This window comes from Haloarcula laminariae (genome assembly GCF_025457605.1).
Lineage (GTDB): Archaea > Halobacteriota > Halobacteria > Halobacteriales > Haloarculaceae > Haloarcula > Haloarcula laminariae.
In genome coordinates this window covers 590,605-611,377 of sequence record NZ_JAMZFY010000001.1, presented here as the reverse complement: position 1 = coordinate 611,377, position 20,773 = coordinate 590,605, and the positions used below count along the sequence as shown (strand labels likewise).

Annotated in this window: 17 protein-coding genes; 4 read left to right on the top strand and 13 right to left on the bottom strand. The window is 68.3% G+C overall.

Annotated elements, in window-relative coordinates:
* Positions 1 to 36: 36 nt before the first annotated feature.
* The 4 genes from NJQ98_RS03170 to metG all read right to left on the bottom strand — a co-directional run bounded on the left by NJQ98_RS03170 (position 37) and on the right by metG (position 4,582).
* Positions 37 to 1,254 carry an SPFH domain-containing protein gene (locus tag NJQ98_RS03170; protein ID WP_262175579.1) on the bottom strand — a complete coding sequence of 406 codons (1,218 nt, stop codon included), beginning with the start codon at positions 1,252 to 1,254 and terminating at the stop codon, positions 37 to 39.
* Between the two features lie 80 nt (positions 1,255 to 1,334).
* Positions 1,335 to 1,934: an NfeD family protein gene (locus tag NJQ98_RS03165; protein ID WP_262175578.1), complete on the bottom strand. Its 600-nt coding sequence runs from the start codon at positions 1,932 to 1,934 to the stop codon at positions 1,335 to 1,337.
* Positions 1,935 to 1,959: 25 nt separating this feature from the next.
* Positions 1,960 to 2,316 carry a DUF7312 domain-containing protein gene (locus NJQ98_RS03160; protein WP_262175576.1) on the bottom strand — a complete coding sequence of 119 codons (357 nt, stop codon included), beginning with the start codon at positions 2,314 to 2,316 and terminating at the stop codon, positions 1,960 to 1,962.
* 130 nt (positions 2,317 to 2,446) lie between these two features.
* Entirely contained in the window at positions 2,447 to 4,582 is a 2,136-nt protein-coding gene (gene metG / locus NJQ98_RS03155) for a methionine--tRNA ligase (RefSeq protein WP_262175574.1), read from the bottom strand.
* A gap of 88 nt (positions 4,583 to 4,670) precedes the next feature.
* On the opposite strand from metG, the gene NJQ98_RS03150 reads away from it, so the two are divergent.
* Complete coding sequence (locus NJQ98_RS03150; RefSeq protein ID WP_262175571.1) at positions 4,671 to 5,015, top strand: tRNA-binding protein; 345 nt, start codon at positions 4,671 to 4,673, stop codon at positions 5,013 to 5,015.
* Positions 5,016 to 5,065: 50 nt separating this feature from the next.
* On the opposite strand, the gene NJQ98_RS03145 is transcribed toward NJQ98_RS03150, so the two are convergent.
* The 3 genes from NJQ98_RS03145 to mfnA form a co-directional block, all read right to left on the bottom strand.
* Positions 5,066 to 6,424 (bottom strand): aryl-sulfate sulfotransferase, encoded by a 1,359-nt coding sequence (locus NJQ98_RS03145; protein ID WP_262175568.1) that lies wholly within the window; start codon positions 6,422 to 6,424, stop codon positions 5,066 to 5,068.
* A gap of 98 nt (positions 6,425 to 6,522) precedes the next feature.
* A complete protein-coding gene (locus tag NJQ98_RS03140; protein ID WP_262175566.1) occupies positions 6,523 to 7,107 on the bottom strand; it encodes a YqaA family protein in 585 nt (194 codons plus the stop codon).
* 294 nt (positions 7,108 to 7,401) lie between these two features.
* On the bottom strand, positions 7,402 to 8,454 hold the full coding sequence (gene mfnA, locus NJQ98_RS03135) for a tyrosine decarboxylase MfnA (protein ID WP_262175564.1): 1,053 nt from the start codon (positions 8,452 to 8,454) through the stop codon (positions 7,402 to 7,404).
* 413 nt (positions 8,455 to 8,867) lie between these two features.
* Between mfnA and NJQ98_RS03130 the strand changes: the two genes are divergently transcribed.
* Positions 8,868 to 9,908, top strand: a complete 1,041-nt coding sequence (locus NJQ98_RS03130; RefSeq protein WP_262175562.1) for a zinc-binding dehydrogenase — start codon at positions 8,868 to 8,870, stop codon at positions 9,906 to 9,908.
* Positions 9,909 to 9,925: 17 nt separating this feature from the next.
* Here NJQ98_RS03130 and ppsA read toward each other — a convergent pair whose 3' ends face one another.
* A complete protein-coding gene (gene ppsA / locus NJQ98_RS03125) occupies positions 9,926 to 12,232 on the bottom strand; it encodes a phosphoenolpyruvate synthase (RefSeq protein WP_262175560.1) in 2,307 nt (768 codons plus the stop codon).
* 66 nt (positions 12,233 to 12,298) lie between these two features.
* Positions 12,299 to 13,204, bottom strand: a complete 906-nt coding sequence (locus tag NJQ98_RS03120) for a PhzF family phenazine biosynthesis protein (protein WP_262175557.1) — start codon at positions 13,202 to 13,204, stop codon at positions 12,299 to 12,301.
* A gap of 91 nt (positions 13,205 to 13,295) precedes the next feature.
* Here NJQ98_RS03120 and NJQ98_RS03115 point away from each other — a divergent pair, with 91 nt between their 5' ends.
* Positions 13,296 to 13,988, top strand: a complete 693-nt coding sequence (locus NJQ98_RS03115) for a phosphoribosyltransferase (RefSeq protein WP_262175555.1) — start codon at positions 13,296 to 13,298, stop codon at positions 13,986 to 13,988.
* A 27-nt stretch (positions 13,989 to 14,015) separates the two neighbouring features.
* On the opposite strand, the gene NJQ98_RS03110 is transcribed toward NJQ98_RS03115, so the two are convergent.
* Positions 14,016 to 14,291 carry a hypothetical protein gene (locus tag NJQ98_RS03110; RefSeq protein WP_262175553.1) on the bottom strand — a complete coding sequence of 92 codons (276 nt, stop codon included), beginning with the start codon at positions 14,289 to 14,291 and terminating at the stop codon, positions 14,016 to 14,018.
* 80 nt (positions 14,292 to 14,371) lie between these two features.
* Here NJQ98_RS03110 and NJQ98_RS03105 point away from each other — a divergent pair, with 80 nt between their 5' ends.
* The gene (locus tag NJQ98_RS03105) at positions 14,372 to 15,022 is read left to right on the top strand and encodes a hypothetical protein (RefSeq protein WP_262175551.1); all 651 of its coding nucleotides are present in this window, start codon (positions 14,372 to 14,374) and stop codon (positions 15,020 to 15,022) included.
* On the opposite strand, the gene NJQ98_RS03100 is transcribed toward NJQ98_RS03105, so the two are convergent.
* The 3 genes from NJQ98_RS03100 to smc all read right to left on the bottom strand — a co-directional run bounded on the left by NJQ98_RS03100 (position 15,019) and on the right by smc (position 20,770).
* On the bottom strand, positions 15,019 to 16,119 hold the full coding sequence (locus NJQ98_RS03100; protein ID WP_262175549.1) for a site-2 protease family protein: 1,101 nt from the start codon (positions 16,117 to 16,119) through the stop codon (positions 15,019 to 15,021). The two genes, NJQ98_RS03105 and NJQ98_RS03100, sit on opposite strands and share 4 nt — an antisense overlap.
* 52 nt (positions 16,120 to 16,171) lie before the next feature.
* Positions 16,172 to 17,110: a segregation and condensation protein A gene (locus tag NJQ98_RS03095; protein ID WP_262175548.1), complete on the bottom strand. Its 939-nt coding sequence runs from the start codon at positions 17,108 to 17,110 to the stop codon at positions 16,172 to 16,174.
* 75 nt (positions 17,111 to 17,185) lie between these two features.
* The gene (gene smc / locus NJQ98_RS03090) at positions 17,186 to 20,770 is read right to left on the bottom strand and encodes a chromosome segregation protein SMC (protein WP_262175546.1); all 3,585 of its coding nucleotides are present in this window, start codon (positions 20,768 to 20,770) and stop codon (positions 17,186 to 17,188) included.
* Positions 20,771 to 20,773 lie beyond the last annotated feature (3 nt).

The window sequence follows — 20,773 nt, the reverse complement described above, 5'->3', positions numbered from 1 at the left end:
TCAGGGAGTTACGCTATAAAACGGCTTCGGGTCCGTTTATGTACCAGTTTCGCTGTCACCGTCGCCGCCGGTATCGCCGTCGCCACCGGTGTCGTCCGGGCCGCCGGCGATGTCCGTCTCGCCGCCGACGCCGCCGTCTATCTCGGCGTCCATCTGCTCTATCATCTCGTCGGCGCTGTCGACACCGGCGTCTTTCCCGTGTTTTATCTTCTGGGCCTCCTCCTCCATGGCCTCGACGTCGACCTCGGCCTCCTCGTCTATCTGGCCGAGTATCTCCTCGATGTCGTCGAGCCCGAGCATCTCCCGGGTCTCCTCGGTGAAATCGAGGGCTTCGAGGGCGTGGCCGTTCTCCTTGACGTCCGACCCCTGGAGGTGCTTGCCGTAGCGGCCCACCAGCGAGGTGAGCTCCTGGGGCAGGACAAACGTCGTCGATTCGGACTGACCCATCCCTTCCAGCGTCTCCATCCCCTTGTCGATGATGGCGCGCTCGCCCATCGATTCGGCGGATTTGGCACGGAGGACGGTCGAGATAGCGTCACCCTGCGCTTCCAGAATCTGGCTCTGCTTCTCACCCTGGGCGCGGATGATGTTGGACTGCTTGTCACCTTCGGCGGTCTCGATGGCGGAGCGGCGTTCACCCTGCGCTTCCAGAATCATGGCGCGGCGTTTCCGCTCGGCGGAGGTCTGTTGCTCCATCGCCTGCTGGACGTCCTTCGAGGGGTTGACCTCGCGGACCTCCACGCTCTCGACCCGGACACCCCACTCGTCGGTGGGCTCGTCCAGCTCTCGTCGGATACGGGAGTTTATCTCCCCTCGTTTGTTGAGCGTGTCGTCGAGCTCCATGTCGCCCAGGACGGCGCGGAGGGTGGTCTGGGCGAGGTTGGAGACGGCGCGCTCGTAGTTGTCGACTTCGAGGAACGCCTTCTTGGGGTCCATCACCTTGATGTAGACGACGGCGTCGGCGGTGACGGGCGAGTTGTCGCGGGTGATAGCTTCCTGTCGGGGCACGTCCAGCGTCTGGGTCCGCATGTCGAAGCGGGTGACATCCGAGACGAAGGGGTAGATGAAGTGAATCCCCTGGTCGAGGATGCCGCGGTAGGTCCCCAGGACGGTGTAGGCACCTTTCTGGTACGGGCGGATGATGACGACGCTGGAGTACGCTACAGCGATGGCCAGCACCAGCAACACCATCGTGACGAACACGAAGACGCTGCCGGCGAGGAAACCCTGTAGCGGTATTAGCGGGGCTGTCATGACAGACGAAACTCCGGAGCGCCGAAATAAAAGCCTTCGGTGACTGTGTCACAAACTACCGATATTCAATATCGGCCGGCTCACGCGGTGTCGGACTCGGTCTCGGTCTCCGGGGTCGGGCTCTCCTCGCGGTCCTGCTCCAGGGCCCGGTCGATGTTGTCGTCGGCCGTCGCCGTCGCCTCGACCTTGAGGACGTTGCCGCCGCCGGGGTCGACGACGAGCACCTCGGTCCCCGCCTCGATGTCGCCGCTGACGCTGCGGGCCTCGTAGTAGGGGTTGAAGCCGCCGTCTTCCAGCTTGACCTGTCCAGCGCTCTTGGTGACCCGCTCGGTGACCGTGCCGAACTGCCCCTGGAGGGAACTCGACGAGAGCGACTGGCCCCGGCCGGGCGCCGAGAAGTCTATCTTCCGGTAGCCCCACAGCGTGACGGCCGTCGTGATGAGGACGGCGGCCGCGAGGACGAGCGGCGCGAGAATCCCGAGCCCGGGCGGGATGAAGAAGCCGACCAGCCCGGCGACCAGCAGGGCGGCCCCGAGCACGAAGAAGTGTGCCCCCGGCGCGAACGCCTCGGCGACGATGAGCCCCGCACCGGCTAGGAAGAGAATCGCCGATATCGTCGTACCGAACAGCGGTTCGAGCTGGGCGGGCACGAGAGCGAGCGGACCCACGGGAACGTACATACCGCCGTCTAGGGCCGCTGACTGATTAAGTGTCGGGGGTGGTCCGGACGAGAACGCCGTAGCAGACGGCGGCCCCGAGGCCGACGGCGGCGACGACGGTGGCAACCAGTACTAGGCTCAGCCCCACGACCGTGTCCGCGAGCGCGAGTATCGTGAGACAGACGCCCAGGGCCACGAACAGGGTGTTCTCCGGGGTGGGCGCCTGCGGCGTCACCTCGATGTCGGGGGCCAACGAGCCCGCGACGGCCCCCTCCTCGCCCTCGCCGGGCCGCTCCCCGTCGGCGGTAGCCGCCGGCTCGGCCTCCTCGATGACATCGGCCGCGGTCGCGTTCTCGTACTCCGCGACGAACTCGTCTCTCTCGTCGCTCCCGTCGGCGGACATGGGCGTCGCTAAGACGGGGAACTACAAAAAGGGACGGCGATGGTCGCGGTCTTCCGTGCCCGTCTGAGAGCGGACTCGAAGGGAACGCTCGGGCGCTCTATAGGGGCGCGTTAGGTCAAGGCAGAGGCCGTTACTGCACGCGAGTCCCCAGCGGCGCGTCCTCGTGGGTTGTCAGCAGGTCGGCCTCGTCGCCGGCGGCGAGCACCATCCCGTTGGACTCGATGCCGAAGATGGTCGCCTGCTCCATGTTGGCCAGCAGGATGACCCGCGTGCCGGGGAGGTCGTCGACGTCGTGTAGCTCGGCCAGGCCGGCGACGACCTGACGGACCTCGTGGCCGATGTCGACTTCGAGTTTGAGGAGCTTGTCGGCGTCCTCGACGGGCTCTGCGGTGAGGATTTCGCCCACGCGCATGTCCACGCCCTCGAAGTCCTCGAAGCCGATGCGGTCGGTTTCGAGCGGTTCGAGGTCGACGTCGTCGGCGTCGGCATCGTCTTCGTCCGCTCCGTCAGCGTCGTCTGTGGCCGCGCTTTCCACGCGGTCCTGCAGTTCCGCGTTCAGCTCCGCGATGTGGTCGTCCTCGACTTGCTCGAACAGCTGGGCCGGCTCGTCGAAGGTCTCGGGCGGCGCTTCGAGCGCCGTCGAGAGGGAGACGTCGGCGACGGAGCCGGCCTCGCCGAGCTGTCCCCACAGCCGCTCGGCCTTGCCGGGCAACACGGGCTGCATGACGACGGAGACGGCTTTGACCAGCTGGACGCAGTCGCGGATGACCTGGGCGGCCTCGTCGGGCGACTCCTCGACGAGATGCCACGGCTCGGTGCGCTGGATGTACTCGTTGCCGTAGTCGGAGAGCTCGGTCGCGAGCCCCGCGAGCCTGCGAACGTCGTACGCCCGCACCGCCGCTTCGAACTCGTCGAGCGTCTCCTCGATGCGGTCGCGGACGTCGTCGCTGACCTCGGCGTCGGGCGTGCCGTCGTAGTTGCGGTGGGCAAAGAGCAGCGCGCGGTTGGCGAAGTTGCCGACGTTGCCGACGAGCTCGCCGTTGACCCGCTCGGCGAAGCGGTCCCAGGAGAAGTCCACGTCGGTCTCGAGCCCGGCGCCCGTGGCGATGTAGTACCGGAAGAGGTCGGGGTGGAAGCCGGCGTCTAAGTACTCGTCGGCCCACACCGCCCGGTTCCGGGAGGTCGAGAGGGCCTTGCCGTCGATGCCGACGAAGCCGGTCGCCAGAATCGAGCGGGGCTCGTTGTAGCCCGCCCCGCGCAACATCGCGGGCCAGAAGACGGCGTGGTGCTGGATGATGTCCCGACCGATGACGTGGACGATTTCGCCGCCCTCGTCGGTCCAGTCGTCGTTCCACTCGGTGCCGTGGCGCGTCTCGCCGTCGAACTTCCAGACCCGCTCCCAGTCGTACTCGTCGCTGCCGACGCGCTCGGAGTACTGCTTCGTCGCGGCGACGTACTCGATTGGGGCGTCGACCCAGACGTACAGCACCAGGTCCTCCGCTCCGGCAGTTTCACCCTCGTCGGCCGGATAGTCGATGCCCCAGTCCATATCCCGGGTGATACAGAGGTCCTGGAGCTCGCCGTCGACCCACTCGCGGGGCTGGTTCTTCGCGTTGTCGGTGCCCTCGATGCGGGAGAGGAACTCTTGGAGGTACGCCTGGAAGTCCGACAGCCGGAGGAACTTGTGCTCGCGCGTGCGGTACTCGGCGGGGTTGCCCGTCAGCGTCGAGACGGGGTCTTCTATCTCGCCGGGTTCGAGGTGGCGCTGACACCCCTCGTCGCACTCGTCGCCGCGGGCCTGTTCGCCGCAGTAGGGACAGGTCCCCTCGACGTAGCGGTCGGGGAGAGGCTGGTCCTCCTCGGTGTCCCACGCGACCTGAATCTCCTTCTCGTGGACGTGGTCCTGGTCGACCCACGAGCGGACGAACTCCTGGGTGAGTTCGGTGTTGGTCTCGTCGTCGGTGTGGCCGTAGTTGTCGAACTCGACGTTGAACTGCGGGAACGTCTCGGCGTACGTCTCGTGGTAGTCGAGCGCGAACTCGCGGGGTTCGACCCCCTCTTCGGCGGCGTTGACGGCGACGGGCGTCCCGTGCATGTCGGACCCGGAGACGAAGGCGGTCTGCTGGCCGATGCGGCGCAGCCCTCGGGAGAGGGCGTCGCCGGCGACGTACGTCCGGAGGTGCCCGACGTGGAGGTCGCCGTTGGCGTAGGGGAGCCCACAGGTGACCACCGCGGGGCGGTCCGTGGGAAAGTCGTCGTGGCTCATACCCGTTCTGTGCCACCGGCGGGTCAAAAGGAGGGCGGTTTCGCGTCGGAGACACAGCCCTTAGGCCCGTGGACACGGAGACGGAACCATGGGATTCAGCGAGGACCGAATCGACCCCGCGGCGTTTCTTGAGGACGTCGAGATGCGCGTCGGCGAGATAGTCGACGCTGAACCGTTCCCGGAGGCACGCAAGGACGTGTACAAACTGACCGTCGACTTCGGCGACCAGACGCTCCAGTCGGCGGCCGGGCTGACCGACGTGTACGACCGCGAGGAACTCGTCGGCAACCAGGTCATCGCCGTCGTGAACCTGGGGACCGTCACCGTCGCCGGCTTCGAGAGCGAGTGTCTCGTCACCGGCGTCGACGGCGACGACGGCGTGGTCCACCTGACGACCGAGCGGGACGTACCGCTGGGAACGCGGGTCTACTGAGCCGCTACGGTGGACTGACGGCGAGCGTCGCTGTTGGTCGGGTCGGCCCCTCAGCGCACTCTCGCGACCAGCCGCCGGTGTGTCTCGCGCCAGTACAGCTCCGCGAGGAGCCAGGAGAGCGCCGCGCCGGCGAGCCCCAGCGCGACCAGCAGGTCGCCAAAGCGCATCCACCCGGGCGCGACGTACAGCAGTCCGTTGACCGCGGGGCCAGTGACGAAGGCGACGACCCAGGCGAGCCCGGTCGTCTGCTCCCCGGTCGCCGAGCCGCCGCCGGTCCCGTTGGTCAGTGCCTGCCGGCTCCGCCCGCCCGCGCTCTCGTCGCCCGTTCCGAGACGCTCGGCCTCGTAGGGGGTCGGAACGGAGATGCTCCAGACGACGTCGCCGTCAACGTCGACTTCGAGCACCCGGTCGCCCTGTGAGTCCGTCACCAGGGTGTGACCGTCGGGAAGCCGGTCCGCGTCGCGGGCCCAGCGGAGCTGGTCGTCGCTCCACGTCCACGCCTGTCGCCACTGGCCGTCGACGCGCTGGTACTCGACGACCCGGTTGTTCTCCGAGTCGGAGACGACGACGGCCGGGCCGCCCCGGGCTTCGGGGATGTAGTCGGGGGTGTGTTGCTCGTAGAGGATACCGTAGGCGTCCTCGGCGCCGAGCGTCCAGTTGTGCTGGACGCCGCTACCGGGCTCGATGAAGACGACCCTGTCGTGGTTGCGGAGACTCGCCATGACGCGGCCGTCGTCCAGTATCTCCACGTCGTTGACGTGGGTCCAGTCGCCCGGCTGGCCGCCGCTCTCCCCGCGGTCGAAGTCCTCGTCGGCGCGCCACTCCCACTCGACGGCGCCGGTCGTGGTGTTGAGCGTGAACACGCGGTCCTGTGCGATGTCGGCCACGACGAGCCGGTCCTCGCTCAGGCGGTCCACGTCGTGCCAGATGTCCCACGCCGTCACCGCCGTGTGGATTCGCTCGGTCTCGCCGGTGGTGAGGTTGGCGCGTTCGATGACTACCTTCGCACAACCGTCCTCGTACGAGCCGTTCCCCCGGGCGGCGAGCGCGTCGGGGCAGTCGTCGTACCGGGACCCCGCGACGTAGAGGACAGTCCGGGACCCGGGCGGGTCCGGGTCCACGTCGAAGTAGTTCCCGTACGTGTCGTTGTGATACAGCGTCCGGCCGTCGTCGGTGAAGGCGACGATGGCGGCGGTCCCGCTGTTGCCCCCGGGCGGGTCCGTCGTCACCACGGTGGCGTTCGGCCGCTCCGGGACCACCGACTCGCGCTCGGACAGCGGCGTTTCGGTCTGGTTCGCCGCCGCCGCGGCGGCGTCCGGCGGCGTCTGGACCCAGGAGACCAACAGCGTCACCGAAGCGACGAGTATCACGGCGGCAAACCCCGCTCGAAGCAGCGTCCGTCGTCGCATGCTATCGGGGCTCCCAACAGTGGTCGGCGGCATCGGCGACACAGCGATGCATACCGGTTCCAGCGATGACGGCCTATTAAATGTTGCCAGCGATAGCGCTACAGCAGCGCCAGCGTCCCGCCGGCCAGCCCGAGCGTCACCAGCAGGCGGCCCGCGCTACCGAAGAAGGTCGCCGCGCCAAACCGGAAGTAGTCCTCCTCTAAGACGGTGAAAGCGTAGATGGAGAGGGTGTCGGGGAAGAAGGGCACACACAGGGCCAGCGCGAGCCCGACGTAGCCGTACTTCTTCGCTATCTGGACGGTCTTGCGCTCGGACCACTCGATGAGGTCGAACCGCGACTCCTTGATTCGCCGGACCAGCGGCCCGTACTCCTTTGCCTCCTGGCCGATGTGGAACGCGAAGAGGCTCCCGAGCGCCTTGCCGAAGGCGCTGAAGAGGATGATGGCGGCGAGGTTCCCGTTCGTCGACAGCCCCAGCCGGAGCGTCTCGGCCGGGACGAGGACGACCTCGCTGGGCAGGGGCAGGATGAAGGCGATGAGAAAGGAGTAGACGGCGATGATACCCAGTCCCGTCGGTCCGGTCGCCGTACAGACGGCCTGTTCAAGGAGGGCGAGCGAGCCGTCGGCGGTCCCACACTCGCTCAGGAAGGCGACGGGCAACGGATACGGGAGGGGGAAACTCACACGACTCGTTAGCAAACAGCGGGTACTAAAGCTTGATATGTTCGCTCCGGAGCGATATCGAGGCGGTCGAAAGGCGTCTCTCACGCCGCTCGGGACCGTGAACCGCGCGTCGCTTCATGCGGAATCAGTACCAGTCTAGGTCCGCCACGAACGACCGCAGCATCGACCGCGTCACCTGGGACAGCACCTTTTTCATCGTCGGGTCGCCGGGGCGACCGCTCCTCGAAAAACGTGCGTGAAAAAGCGCGAATCGCGTCGCGATTCGCGTGAACCGCGCGTCACTGTGTACGGATATCAGTACCAGTCCAGGTCCGCCACGAACGACCGCAGCATCGACCGCGTCACGTGGGGCATACAGACCACACGCATCTCGCCGTTGCCGGTCTTGGAGACGCGCCAGCCCCGCTCGCGGAGTTCGTCGGTCATCGGCACGGAGAGGTCGGCGGCCACGAGCGGGAGTTCCGGCCCGACCACGTCGTGGCCCCGACTGCGCAGCTGGTCGGCCAGCCACTCGGCGTTGTCCATCGAGCGCTCGTACTGCTCGCGATAACCCTCGGGCCAGAGTGCGTCCATCGCGGCGACGGCCGAGGCGACGCCGGCGCCCGAGCGCGTGCCGGTGAGCGTGAGCTGGCTCGTCGATTCGAGGTAGGGGGTCTCCACGGCCAGCTCGTCCAGCAGCGTCTCCTCACGGGCGAGTAGCCCGCCGGCGGGAACCGCGGCCTGGCCGACCTTGTGGGGGTCGATAGTCATCGTGTCGACGGCGGCGTGGCCGAAGTGCCAGTCGTGGTCGGTAAAGGGGAGGTAGAAGCCGCCCCAGGCGGCGTCGACGTGACAGAGCGCGTCGACTTCGCTCGCGAGGTCGGCAAGCGCGGGAATCGGGTCGACGAAGCCGTACTCCGTCGAGCCGGCGACGCCGACCACACAGACGGTGTCGTCGTCTATCAGCTCGGCCACGGCGTCGGTGTTCGCGCGGTACTCGTCGGCGGGCGCGGTCCGGAGTTCGAGGTCGAGTACGTCCGCCGCCTTGGTGAAGGAGAAGTGGGCGTGGACCGGCGCGACGACGTTGGGGTCGTCGGTGTCGGCCCGGTTGCGAGCGATGCGGAGCGCCTGGATGTTCGCCTCCGTCCCGCCGGAGGCGACGTAGCCCGCCGGGTCTGTCAGACCCGTGAGTTCGCCCAGCGCGTCGACCGCCTCCCGTTCGAGGTCGGCGACGGTCTCGTAGGTCCCCGGGTCGCCGGGGTTCGTCGCCAGGAACCGCTCGGCCGCCTCGCGGGCCGCCGGGTGGGGGTCGGTACACATCGACGAGAGGACCCGTTCGAAATCCTGTGGCTCGGCCCGCTGTTGCATCCTGTCCGATACGTAGTGGGCGACCGGTTTAGCCGTTTTGCTCCCCGGGGTCGAGCGGTCACCCGTCTGAGGGGCCGATATTCTTCGTCGCTTTCGCCCGGCGGGAGACGAGGGACTCGAAGGCGGTCCAGTGCTCCGTATCGAGCGCCCCGCCGAACGATACTCATCGGTCGGGAAAATCTGAAGCGTATACTTTCGGTACGCTAACACATAGCGTTCACGCACGAGGAGGACATCAACGACGAGGCGTTCGCGGCGGCGCTCGCCGAGAAACTCGACGAGTACATGCGCGAGGCGGGCGTCGGTCCCGAGGGGTAGTGGGCGAGGTGGGACCAAGCACGGGCGGCGCGCCGACAGCGGAGTGTGTCGCCGCGGTGAGCGGATATAACAGGATGGGGCGGGATATTTAGACGATGCACGCAGTTCAGTTCGACGCCCACGGCGGCAGAGACGTGCTCACCTACGACGAGTTCCCCGACCCGGAGTGTGGCCCTCGGGAGGCGCTGGTCGACGTCAAGGCGGCCTCGCTGAACCACCTCGACATCCACACGCGGCGCGGCCTGCCGGGAATGGACCTCGAAATGCCACACGTTCCGGGGAGTGACGCGGCCGGGGTCGTAACGGAAGTCGGCCACGAGGTCACGCGGTTCGAACCCGGCGACCGCGTCGCGCTGCTGGCCGGCACGAGCGGCGGCGATGACGAGTTCAGCCGCAAGGGGGACCCGACGCTCGCCCCGGACTACCACATCATCGGCGAACACGTCAGAGGGGTCCACAGCGAGTTCGCCGCCGTCCCCGAGGCGAACCTCACGCCCGTCCCGGAGGGGGTCGACTGGGAGACGGCCGCCGCCGCGCCGCTCGTCTTCCAGACCGCCTGGCGGATGCTCCGTGACCGCGGCGAGTTACAGGTCGGCGAGTCGGTGCTCGTGCTCGGGGCGTCGGGCGGGGTCGGCCACGCGGCGGTACAGGTGGCCGCCGAGGCCGGCGCGGAGGTGTTCGCGACGGCGAGTACCGACGAGAAGCTCACCTACGCGGCGGAGCTGGGCGCCGACCACACCATCAACTACGAGGAGGACGACTTCGCGAGCGAGGTCCGGTCGCTGACCGACGGCCGCGGCGTCGACATGGTGGTCGACCACATCGGCGCCCAGACCTGGCAGGACTCGCTCAAGAGCCTCGTGAAGGGCGGCCGCGTCGTCACCTGCGGGGCGACGACCGGCGGGACGCCGGAGACGGACATCAACCGCATCTTCTGGAACCAGCTACAGGTCATCGGCTCGACGATGGCGACCCACGGACAGGCTGAGGAGGCGCTCGAACTGGTGTGGGACGGGACCTTCGAGCCGCGCATCCGCGAGACGCTCCCGATGAGCGACATCGCCGAGGCACACCGGCTCATCGAGGAGCGCGAGGGCTTCGGAAAGGTCGTCGTCGTGCCCGACAGCGAACTGTAACGGGTCGAGCGGCCCGTTCAGCGCACCGATTCGAGCAGTAGCCGCTGTTCGACCCGCTTGACCTCGTGTTGGACGTCCCGCACCGCGTCGATGTTCGCCGAGATGGAGCTGACGCCCTCGTCGACGAGGAACTTGACCATCTCGGGTTTCGAGGCCGCCTGCCCGCAGATGCTCGTCGCCACGCCGTGGTCGCGGCAGGTGGCGACGACCTGCCCCATCAGCTCCAGGACGGCGGGGTGGAGCTCGTCGAACCGGTCCGCGACGTTCGTGTTGTTGCGGTCGACGGCGAGGGTGTACTGCGTGAGGTCGTTCGTCCCGAAGGAGGCGAAGTCGATGCCCGCCTCGCAGAGCGCCTCGATGCCGAGCGCACTCGCGGGGGTCTCGACCATCACGCCCCAGTTCCGTTTCTCGGGGTCGATGCCCGCCGCCTCCATCAGCGACTTCGCCCGCAGCGCGTCCTCGGCGTCTGTCACGAGCGGGAGCATTAGCTCGACGTTGTCGTAGCCCAGTTCGTACAGCCGGGCGAACGCGCGCAGTTCGAGTTCGAACTCGTCGGGCCGGTCCAGCGAGCGGCGGACGCCGCGGTAGCCCAGCATCGGGTTGTGCTCGGCCGGCTCGTCCTCGCCGCCCTGGAGCTGTCGGAACTCGTCGGAGGGCGCATCGAGCGTGCGGACCCGCACCGGTCGGGGGTAAAAGGCCTCGGCGACCCCGCGAACGCCCTCGACTATCTCGTCGACGTAGGCCCGCTCGCCGTGGTCTTCCACGTAGCGGGCCGGCGTCTTGTCCGTCGAGAGAATCATGTGCTCCATGCGCAACAGGCCCACGCCGTCGGCGCCGGTCGCCGCGGCCCGCTCGGCCGCCTCGGGGATGGAGACGTTGACCTTCACCTCGGTACCGGTCATCGGCTTGACCGGCGAGTGCTGGGAGTCCGTCGGCGCGGCACGCGCGTCTGGCGACGACGCGCCCGTCGCTCCGCCGCCCGACTCGTCGGTCGCCCCCTCGTGTTCGCCGACCTGGACCGTACCCATGTCGCCGTCGATGGTGACGGTCTGGCCGTCCCGGAGCCGGTCGGTGGCGTCGTCGGTGCCGACCACGGCGGGGACGCCGAGTTCGCGGGAGACGATGGCGGCGTGGCTCGTCATCCCGCCCTGGTCGGTGACCAGCCCCGCCGCGCGCTTCATCGCCGGCACCATGTCGGGCGTGGTCATCTCCGTGACGATGACGTCGCCGTCCTCGACCTTGTCGAGGTTGTCCAGCTTGTCGACGACGCGGACCGCCCCGGTCGCCGTGCCGGGACTGGAGCCGATACCCGAGAGCCGGACATCGTCGCTCTGGCCCTCCATGGCGCCGCCGTCAGCCGACGCGGCGCTTCCCGCGGCCTCGACCGGGTCGTCGATGGTCGTGATGGGCCGGGACTGCAGCAGGTAGAGCTCGCCGTCGTAGATGGCCCACTCCACGTCCTGTGGGGAGCCGTAGTGGGCCTCGACCCGCTCGCCCAGTTCGAGTAACCGGCCGAGCTCGTCCTCGTCGAGGACCTGCGCGTCGCGTTTCTCGTCGGGAACCGACCGCTCGACCGTCTGCCCGTCCTCGCCGCGGACGCACATCACCCGCTTTTCGGCCACCGACACCTCCGTCACCTCGCCGCTCTCACGGTCGATGACGTAGTTGTCGGGGGAGACGGTCCCGGAGACGACGGCCTCGCCCAGCCCCCAGGCGGCCTCGACGATGGTCGTCGGCTCGCCGGTCGAGGGGTGGCTGGTGAAGAGGACGCCCGACTTCTCGGCGTCGACCATCTCCTGGACGACGACGGCGATGTCGACGGCGTCGTGTGCGAACTCCTGCTCGTTGCGGTAGTAGATGGCCCGCTGGGTGAAAAGCGACGCCCAGCACTCCTTGACCCGGTCGAGCAGGTCCGGACGCTCGACGTTGAGATACGTGTCCTGCTGGCCGGCGAAGGAGGCGTCGGGGAGGTCCTCCGCCGTCGCCGAGGACCGCACGGCGACGGGGCCGTCCCCCATCTCGTCGTAGGCCGCGAGCACGTCCTCGCGTACCGCCGGCGGGACCTCCGTTTCGAGAATCAGCTCCTGAGCGCGCTCGGCCGCCCCTGCGAGCGCCGTCGAGTCGTCGCTGTCGACGTCGACTGCGTCGAACAGCGCCTCGGCGATGCCGGTATCCTCGATGAACGCCCGGTACGTCCCGGCAGAGACGACGAACGCCGACGGGACCGGCAACCCAGCGCCGGCCAGTTCTCCCAGGGATGCTGCCTTGCCGCCGACCCGGTCGAGGTCGTCGGCTCCGATCTCCGCGAGCCACAGTGTGTGCATGGACTCATCCGTTCTTTAATTAACTACTATTATGTTCCTTGCGGTCTACCGGTCGGTAAAGAGCAGCTAGACCTCGATGATGTCGTCGTCGCCGTCGGCCTCGGGGATGGTCAGCGACCCGTCCATCGTGGTCACCGCTCGCCCGCCGACCCACGCCTCCAGCCCGTCGGTGTCGACCCTGACCGTGCCGGGCCTGTCGAGGAAGTGACCCCCCTCGACGACTATCTGGTCGATGGTGTCGTCGAGCGCGCCCTCGCGGCGGACGTAGGCCCCACAGGCGCCGGCGGCGGCGCCGGTGACGGGCACCTCGCCGACGGCGCGAGAGGGCGCGAACCCGCGGCCGTGCAGCGTCGCCTCGCCGGCGATGGTGTCGAAGGTGAAGGCGTACAGTCCCACCGCGTCGACGCGGTCACACAGCGCCCGAATGGCCGGCAGGTCCGCCTCGACGCGGCTGACGTGCTCGAAGTAGTTGACCGGAACCAGCAGCCACGGCTCGCCGGTGTCGGCGACGGCCAGCGGCATGTCCGCGCCCACGTCCCGCAGGGTCGCCGCGTCGATACCCAGCGCGTCGGCCACCTCGTCGTAGTCGAGCGAGACCGTTCGGATGTCGGCCTCGCCCTGCTCGACCCACACCGTCCCGTCGGGCTTCACCTCCACGTCGCGGGTCCGCCCGACGGTCTCCATCGCGTACTCGCCCGCGTCGAGTTCGCCCCGTTCGAACAGTGCGCCGTAGGCGGCGACGGTCGCGTGGTCGCTCCGGTCGAGCTCGCCGGTCGGCGCGAAAAACCGCAGTCGCCGGTCGGCCCGGTCGCTCTCGCGGACGAACGCCGTCGCGCTCGCGCCCAGTTCCCCCGCGATGGCCGCCATCTGGTCGTCGCTCAGTCCGTCGGCCTCCAGCACGAGCCCCGCCGGCGCCCCGGCCATCGGCTCCACGGCGAACCCGTTGGCGAGTAACACGTCCCGTGTGTCCATGGCCACCTGTTGTGCCAGCCCCCGGATAACAGTTGCTGGAACGGCGACCCCGTGATGAAACCGTTAAGCCTCCGGGCCCGTCTGTCCAGATATGGGCGAGTTACCGGCGGAGTTTCCCTGCACCGTCACGAACTGGGAGTACATCTACGACCTCTGTCGCGACGTGGCCGACGAGGTGAAAGCGGCCGAGTTCGAACCCGACGTGGTCGTCGCGCTGGCCCGGGGCGGCTGGTTCGCCGGCCGCTGTCTCTGTGACTTCCTGGGCCTCGACGACCTCGCGAGCCTGAAGATAGAACACTACGTCGGCACCGCACAGCAGAGCGACGAGCCCGAGGTCCGCTACCCCCTGGCCGACGGCGCGGTCGAGGGCAAGGACGTGCTCGTCGTCGACGACATCGCCGACACGGGCCAGTCGCTCCAGACCGCCGCCGGCTGCGTCGCCGACCGGAACCCGGCGAGCGTGCGGACGGCGACGCTGCAGTTGCTCGACACCAGCGACCACGAGCCGGACTTCGTCGGCGAGCGGCTGGACGAGTGGACGTGGGTCGTCTACCCGTGGAACTTCATCGAGGACATGACGGAACTCGTCTCCGGCGTCATGGAAAAGAGCGACCAGGAGCGCCACTCGATCGCCGACATCCGGTCGCTCCTGCGGTCGTACCACGACCTGAACCCCACGTCGCTGGAGATAGCACAGCCCGACCGGCTCGGGGAGGTCATGGCCGAGATGGTCCGTCGGGACCAGGCGGCGGCGACCGACGGCGGGTGGCGACTCCTCGACTGAGACGGCCGGTCGACGCAATCGGCGGTCTCAGTCCCGGTCCGGCCCCTCGGGCCGTTCGCCGTGGAGGTCGAACCACTCCCGCAGCGGGCCGCGAACCCCGTCGAACGTGACGGTGACGTCGCCGTTGAACCGCCACTTCGCCCGCGGGGAGTCCTCGCCGAAGTAAATCGGAATGTCGACTTCGAGGTCCTCGACCGCGACGTCGAGGGAGTCCTCGCGGTCGACCGTCTCGTCGAGCAGGCGCTCGACGGCGGCCTGTAGCTCCTCGGCGTCCGGTTCCGGCAACCCCGTACGCTGGCTCATACAGACGGGTAACAGTCCCACCTATCTGTTTGTTTCCCCCGACCCACGGAGTCTTCACGCCCGAGCCCCTCGGGCCGGGCATGGAAACACACGCGGGCCGGTTCCGGGTGTACCGCGTCGTCGAGTCGGTTCCCCACATCAACCTGTTCGACACCGAGGGGACGCGACTCTACACCGCCTACCAGTCGGGCTACGGTGACCGGCAGGATGACATCGACGCGCTCCGGACCGGCGACCTCGTCGAGGCGACGCTCGGCGGCGACGCCGACGACCCCGACGAGGCGTGGTCCATCCAGTCGGTCGAGCGCGTCGGCGGGGTCCGGATGGCCTTCGCCGTCGGCGCCGACCCGCCGGCCGTCGCCGAGGAGCTGTGGACCGACGGCCAGGAGCGACCGTCGACGACCGTCCTGGAGTCGGAAGGCGAGCCGGTCGCCGAGCTCGCGGTCCAGCCCCGAGCGCCGCTGCCCGGCGGCGCGTTCGTCCCCAGCGTCCTCACCGGGCTGGTCCCGATGGAGGGGCGGCTCGGCGAGCTTTCGTCGGTCGGCGAGCCGGTGACCGACGCGCTCTTCGTCGACCCGGACCGGCCGGACGCCGACCGCTACTCCCGGCCCTTCGGCGCTGTCGTCTTCTTCAGCGCGGCCGGTGACCGGCTGCGCGAGGAGTTCTACGCCGCCTACGACATCGACCCCGACGCCGATAGCCGGCCGGAGTACGACCCCTACGGCATCTAGACGGAGATGGTAATCGGGACCGGTACGAAACAGAGCGCGCCGAGGACGAGCGTCAGGACGCCCAGCGCCCGGCGACCGGGGCCAAGCGGCGTCTCGACGAGCGGCGTGGCCGTGCCCGCTCTGGAGAAGACAAGCGCGATGATGCCCCAGAACCCCCACAGTGGGGCGGCCCGGCCGCCCTCGAAGGCGACGAGATAGCCTGCCAGCCCGAAGAGGAGGAGCGGCACGACGAGCTGGACGGCGTCCATGCGCTCGCCGACCAGCGAGCGGCTGATGTGGGCCCCGTCGAGTTGCCCGACCGGGATGAGGTTGAGAAAGGTGACGAAGGCGCCGACCCAGCCGCCGATGACCACCGGGTTGGGCAACAGGTTGGGGTCCTCGTAGGTGAGCGGCTCGCCGAGCAGGGCGGCGATGCCCTGTATCAGCGGCGGATACCCCAGTTCGATTCTGGCGATGAGGCCGCCGGCGACGTATATCGGGTCGAGCGTCACGCCGACGGCCGTGACGGCGACGGTCGCGACGAGCCCCGCGAGCGGCCCGGCGACGCCGATGTCGAACAGCGCCCGCCGGTCGGGGATGTTGTCCTGCATCCGGATGACCGCGCCCAGGGTCCCGATGACGTTGAACGGCAGCGGGATGAAGTAGGGCAGACTGGCCTGGACCTCGTGGTACCGCGAGAGGGCGTAGTGGCCGAACTCGTGGACCGCGAGGATGCCCATGACGGCGGCCGCGAAGGGCCACGCCCGCAGGATGGCCGCCGGCTCTGTGACCACCGAGAGCCCGTACCACCGCGTCCCCGCGTACAGCGTCGAGAGCAGCGTCGCCGCCGCGAGCGCGACGTTGAGCCACGGGACCCCGTCGACGCCCAGCGACCGCTCGGTCGCCACCAGCACGTGCTCGCCGGCCTCGCTTTGCAGGCGCACGCGGTAGCCGTGCTGTCGGAAGGTGGGACCGACCTGCCGAACGACCTGGGCGGCGTCGGTCACCGGGTCGCCGTAGTACCGGATGTCCCCCTCCGCGAGGTCGATATCACGGACGCTGAAGACGTCGGCGAGGCGCTCGGGACCCGGCGGTGACTGAGCCGACTCCTGACTCATCACCGACACGTAGGGCGGCGAGCGTTTTGAACCTGTTTGCGGTCCGAGTCGGCTAGTCCGCGATGGCTTCCCCGGAGCCGGTGGCGGCGCTGGGGTCCTGAATCCAGAGGTCGCCAAAGAGGTCGTCCTGCTGGAGGACGACGCGGCCCCGATGGGCCAGAAAGAGCAGGCCCAGGAACGTCTCGACGCGGGAGCCGCCCGCCGACTCGACCTCGCGGTAGAGCACTTCCTCGCGGCCCTGGTCGTACTGCTCGCGGACGGCGGCGTAGACGTCCTCGATGGTGTCGTCTATCTGCTCGCCGTGGGCGGTGCCGGTCACGTCCGCGGCGGAGGGCTCGTCGTCCAGCCGCATGTCGTCGGCCCCGCGGTAGTCCAGTTCCTGGGTGCCCCGCTGGAACCCCTTCGGCGAACCGCTGGTGTCGTACTCGCGGGACTCCTTCCACCAGTTGTCCCGCTCGGCCTCCCGTAGGTCCCGGACGAGTTCGTCCAGAGTCTGTGGCATCCCGCGGGCCCGCCGGCGCTCCAGCCGGCGATCCATCTCCGACTCCAGGGCCGCGAAGGGGTCGGGCTCCTCGATGGGGTCGTCGCCGGACATCGCCCGCTCCCAGGGCTCGACGGTCTCCTCCGCCGGCTCGTCGGCCCCGAGCATCGCGTCGCTCTTCATCCGCACCAGCACGGAGGCGTAAAACAGCGCCCGACCGGACGTGCGCAGGTCGCTCCCGTCGATGGCGTCGAGGAACTTGTCCGTGACCTGCACCACGTCGATGTCCCACGGGTCTATCTCGCCGTCGTCCGCGAGTTGCACCAGCACCTCGACCGGGGCGTCGTCGGCCGTCTCCGGCTCGCCGTCGGCGTCGGACTCCGGGGTCCCGGCCACCTCGGCGCCGTCGTCGACTCCCGCGTCGCCGGTCAGTAGGTCCATGTCGGACCGGTCGCCCGGCGGCTCCCTGTCGTCGTGGCCCGTGATATCGAGCGGAACGTCGTCCGTCATGGCACACGCCTCCGGGTCGTGTCGCCCCCACGCGTTCCCGAGGCGCCCCCGGCGCGGCGCTCCGCCGGCGCCCCGCTAGTCATCCGCGGGCACCTCCTCGTCCGGCTCCTCCTCGGAGAGGTCGATACCGGTCACGGCCGAGACGTTGTCGCCCTGCATCATCACGCCGATGGCCCGCTCGGACCGCTCCAGCATGGCAGAGCGGTGCGAGACGACGACGAACTGGGCGTCGCCGGCGAGCTCGTCGACGAGTTCGCCCACGAGGTCGGCGTTTTTCGCGTCGAGGAAGGCGTCTATCTCGTCCAGGGCGTAGAACGGCGCGGGGTTGTGCCGTTGGATGGCGAAGATAAAGGCGAGCGCCGTCAGCGACTTCTCGCCGCCGGACATCGCCGCCAGCCGCTGGATGGGCTTGTCGCCGGGCTGGGCCTTCATCGTCAGACCGCCCTCGAAGGGGTCGTCCTCGTTCTCCAGATGGAGGTGGCCGGTGCCGTTCGAGAGCCGCTCGAAGATGTTCTGGAACTGCTCGTTGATCTCGTCGAAGGCGTCCATGAACGTCGCCTTCTTCTTCTGTTCGTAGCTGTCGATGCGGTCCCGTATCCCGTCGGCCTCCTCGACCAGGGTCCCCTTCTTGTCCTCCAGGTCGGCCAGCTCGTCGGCCACCCGGTCGTACTCCTCGATGGCGCGCATGTTGACCGGCTCCAGCGCCTCCATCTCGCCGGTCAGGCGCTCGATTTCTGACTCGACGGTCTCGTGGTCGGGGACGTCCTCGGGGTCGTAGTCGCCGACCTGCGCTTCGAGTTCGTCTATCTCCCACTCCAGGCGCTCGCTGTCCTCGCGCTCGTCGTCGAGGTCGCGCTCGACGTCGGTGACCTTCGCCTGCTGCTCGTCGCGGGCCTCCTTGGCCGCCTGGAGCTCCTCGCGCAGCTCCTCGCGCTCGCCTTTGAGCTCGGCGAGCTCGCTTTCGAGCTCCTCGACCGCCTGCTCTTTCTCGGCCTTCAGCTCGCGTTTCTCCTCGACCTGTGTCTCCAGCTCGGCGATGCGCTCTTCCTTCTCCGCCTTGCGGTTCTGGGCGGCCTCGATGTCGTCGTGGAGCTCCTCGATGGCGTCCTCGGCGTACTGCTTTTCGAGTTGCAACTCGTTGAGCTTCGCGTCGAGGTCGTCCCCGCGGTCCTCCAGCGCGTCTATCTCCTCCCGTATCGCCTCGCGTTCGTCTGTCAGGTCCGGCAGTTCGGAGTCCTGGACCTCCGCTTCGAGTTCCTCGATATCGGCCTCGATGGCGGCGATAGTCTCGTTGGCCGCTTCGATGTCGGCCTCCAGCTCGTCCATCTCGTCGGCGACGGACTCCCGTTCGGCAGCTATCTCCTCGATGGCCGCTTCGAGGTCGTCGATGCGTTCGCCGGTCTGTTCCAGCTCGGCCCGCTTGCGCTCGATGTCCGCCTCGATGTCACGGACCTGCTCGGTCGCGTCGGACTCGCGGTCGCGGGCGTCGTCGAGGCGCTCCTCCACGTCCCGCAGTTCCTCGCGCACGTCGGCTCGTTCGTCCTCGAGCTCCTGGATTCGGGTCGCGACCCGTTCGAGCTGGCCGGCCCCGCCCGAGAAGGAGTAGCGGGTGCCCGAGGAGGACCCCCCGGTCATCGCGCCGCTCTTCTCGACCAGGTCGCCCTCCAGGGTGACCATCCGGTAGTCGCCCATCAGGTCGCGGGCGGTCTCCATCCGGTCGACGATGACCGTATCGCCCAGCACGTACGAGAAGACGCCCGCGTACTCGGGGTCGAAGTCGACGAGGTTGTACGCGAAGTCGATGACGCCCTCCTCGTCCGGCAGCGACGGCAGCGAGCGGTTCTGCATCTGCGTAATCGGCAGGAACGTCGCCCGACCGGCGTTGCGCGACTTGAGGTACTCGATACAGGACTGGCCCACGCCGTCGTCGTCGACGACGACGTGGGCGAGGCGGCCGCCGGCGGCGGTCTCGCAGGCGGTCGCGTATTCGGGGTCGACCCCGCCCAGTTGGCCGACGGTGCCGTGGACGCCCTCGCGGCCGGCGTTCAGGATGGCGGTGACCGCGCGGCCGTACGAGGAGTCGCCGTCCTGGCCCGCCTTCGCTTCGAGTTCGGCGTACTCCTGTTGTTTCGCGCTTATCTCGTCTTCCAGGCCGTCGAGGTCCGACTGGAGCTCCCGTTTCTCCGCGCGCAGGTCGTCGACGACCTCGCCGATGGTCGCCTTGTTCTTCTCGGCCTTCTCCAGTTCCGTCTCCAGGTCCTCGATTTCGGCTTCGAGGTCGGGAATCCCGGCATCCAGCTCCTCGATGGTCTCCCGTTTCTCGTCTTCCTCGTTGGAGCGCCGGCGGGCCTCGTCGAGCAGGCGGTCCTGCTCGCGCTGGAGGTCGTTGCGCTCGGTCTTCTTTTCCTCGAGCGTCTCGCGTTTGTCCTCCAGTTCGTCCTTTATCTCCTCGAACTCCTCGCCGATGTCGTCGATGCGGCTCTGTACGTCGGCGAGCTCGCTCTCCTCGCTCGCGATGTCCGCTTTGACGTTCGATTTCTCGACTTTCGTCTCGCGGATGTCGCCTTCCAGTTCGTCGATGGTCTCCTGCTTTCGGTCTATCTGGACGAACGCCTGCCGGCGCTCGTTTTCGGCGTCCTCGACGGCCTCCTCCGCGCCGGCTATCTTGTCCTCCAGCCGCGAGATGTCGCCCTTTATCTCCTCGATGTCGCGCTTGATGGCGAGCTGCTCGTCCTCGCCCTTGCGCTCGATTTCGTTGTTGAGCTCGTGGAGCTCGTCCTCCAGCCGGACGACCTTGCCCTGCCGGCTGTCGAGCTCCGCCCGGAGTTCGGCGAGGTCGCTCTCCAGCTCGTCGATTTCCGCCTCGGTCTCGGCCAGTTCCTCGCGCTTGTCCTCCAGTTCGGCCGCCTTCCGGTAGCCCTCGTACTCCTCCTTCTCGTCGCGGAGCTCCTGGTACTGGAGGGCGGTCTCGCGCTCGTCTTCCAGCTGGTCGAGCCGGTCCTGTTTCTCCTCGATGCGGAGCTCGGCCTCGTCGATGCGTTCCTGGACGACCTCGAGCTCCTCGAAGGCGTCGGCCTTCTTGGCGTCGAACTGCGCGACCCCGGCTATCTCGTCGATTATCTCCCGCCGGGAGCCGGCGGTCATGTTGATTATCTCGGTCACGTCGCCCTGCATCACGACGTTGTACCCCTCCGGCGTGACGCCGGCCTGTGCCAGCAGGTCCTGGATGTCAGAGAGATTGACCGAGCGACCGTTGATGTAGTAGTAGGAGTAGTAGTTGTCCTCGGTCTCCTTGACGCGGCGTTTGATAGATATCTCGTCGACGTCGCCGACGTCCTCGGTTCCCGCGGCGTTGACGACCTGCGCGCGGGAGACGGTGCGGTCCGCGTTGTCGAGGATGACCTCGACGCTGGCCTCGCGCTCGCCGCTGTACTCCACGTCCTCGTCGGCGTGGCCGGGGTTGTAGATGAGGTCTGTCAGCTTCTCCGCCCGGATACCCGACGTGCGGGCCAGCCCGAGCGCGAAGAGGACGGCGTCGATGATGTTCGACTTGCCCGACCCGTTCGGGCCCGAGATAGTGGTAAAGTCCTCGTAGAACGGGATTCGGGTCTTCCGCCCGAAGCTCTTGAAGTTGTCGAGGACGAGCTCTTTGATGTGCATACG

What these genes read in the sequence shown, in the direction of transcription:
- smc (WP_262175546.1), bottom strand. Translation starts at nt 20,770, where the DNA reads ATGCACATCAAAGAGCTCGTCCTCGACAACTTCAAGAGCTTCGGGCGG.
- NJQ98_RS03130 (WP_262175562.1), top strand. Translation starts at nt 8,868, where the DNA reads ATGCACGCAGTTCAGTTCGACGCCCACGGCGGCAGAGACGTGCTCACC.
- NJQ98_RS03095 (WP_262175548.1), bottom strand. Translation starts at nt 17,110, where the DNA reads ATGACGGACGACGTTCCGCTCGATATCACGGGCCACGACGACAGGGAG.
- NJQ98_RS03105 (WP_262175551.1), top strand. Translation starts at nt 14,372, where the DNA reads ATGGAAACACACGCGGGCCGGTTCCGGGTGTACCGCGTCGTCGAGTCG.
- ppsA (WP_262175560.1), bottom strand. Translation starts at nt 12,232, where the DNA reads ATGCACACACTGTGGCTCGCGGAGATCGGAGCCGACGACCTCGACCGG.
- metG (WP_262175574.1), bottom strand. Translation starts at nt 4,582, where the DNA reads ATGAGCCACGACGACTTTCCCACGGACCGCCCCGCGGTGGTCACCTGT.
- NJQ98_RS03120 (WP_262175557.1), bottom strand. Translation starts at nt 13,204, where the DNA reads ATGGACACACGGGACGTGTTACTCGCCAACGGGTTCGCCGTGGAGCCG.
- NJQ98_RS03115 (WP_262175555.1), top strand. Translation starts at nt 13,296, where the DNA reads ATGGGCGAGTTACCGGCGGAGTTTCCCTGCACCGTCACGAACTGGGAG.
- NJQ98_RS03145 (WP_262175568.1), bottom strand. Translation starts at nt 6,424, where the DNA reads ATGCGACGACGGACGCTGCTTCGAGCGGGGTTTGCCGCCGTGATACTC.
- NJQ98_RS03170 (WP_262175579.1), bottom strand. Translation starts at nt 1,254, where the DNA reads ATGACAGCCCCGCTAATACCGCTACAGGGTTTCCTCGCCGGCAGCGTC.
- NJQ98_RS03110 (WP_262175553.1), bottom strand. Translation starts at nt 14,291, where the DNA reads ATGAGCCAGCGTACGGGGTTGCCGGAACCGGACGCCGAGGAGCTACAG.
- NJQ98_RS03160 (WP_262175576.1), bottom strand. Translation starts at nt 2,316, where the DNA reads ATGTCCGCCGACGGGAGCGACGAGAGAGACGAGTTCGTCGCGGAGTAC.
- NJQ98_RS03165 (WP_262175578.1), bottom strand. Translation starts at nt 1,934, where the DNA reads ATGTACGTTCCCGTGGGTCCGCTCGCTCTCGTGCCCGCCCAGCTCGAA.
- mfnA (WP_262175564.1), bottom strand. Translation starts at nt 8,454, where the DNA reads ATGCAACAGCGGGCCGAGCCACAGGATTTCGAACGGGTCCTCTCGTCG.
- NJQ98_RS03150 (WP_262175571.1), top strand. Translation starts at nt 4,671, where the DNA reads ATGGGATTCAGCGAGGACCGAATCGACCCCGCGGCGTTTCTTGAGGAC.
- NJQ98_RS03100 (WP_262175549.1), bottom strand. Translation starts at nt 16,119, where the DNA reads ATGAGTCAGGAGTCGGCTCAGTCACCGCCGGGTCCCGAGCGCCTCGCC.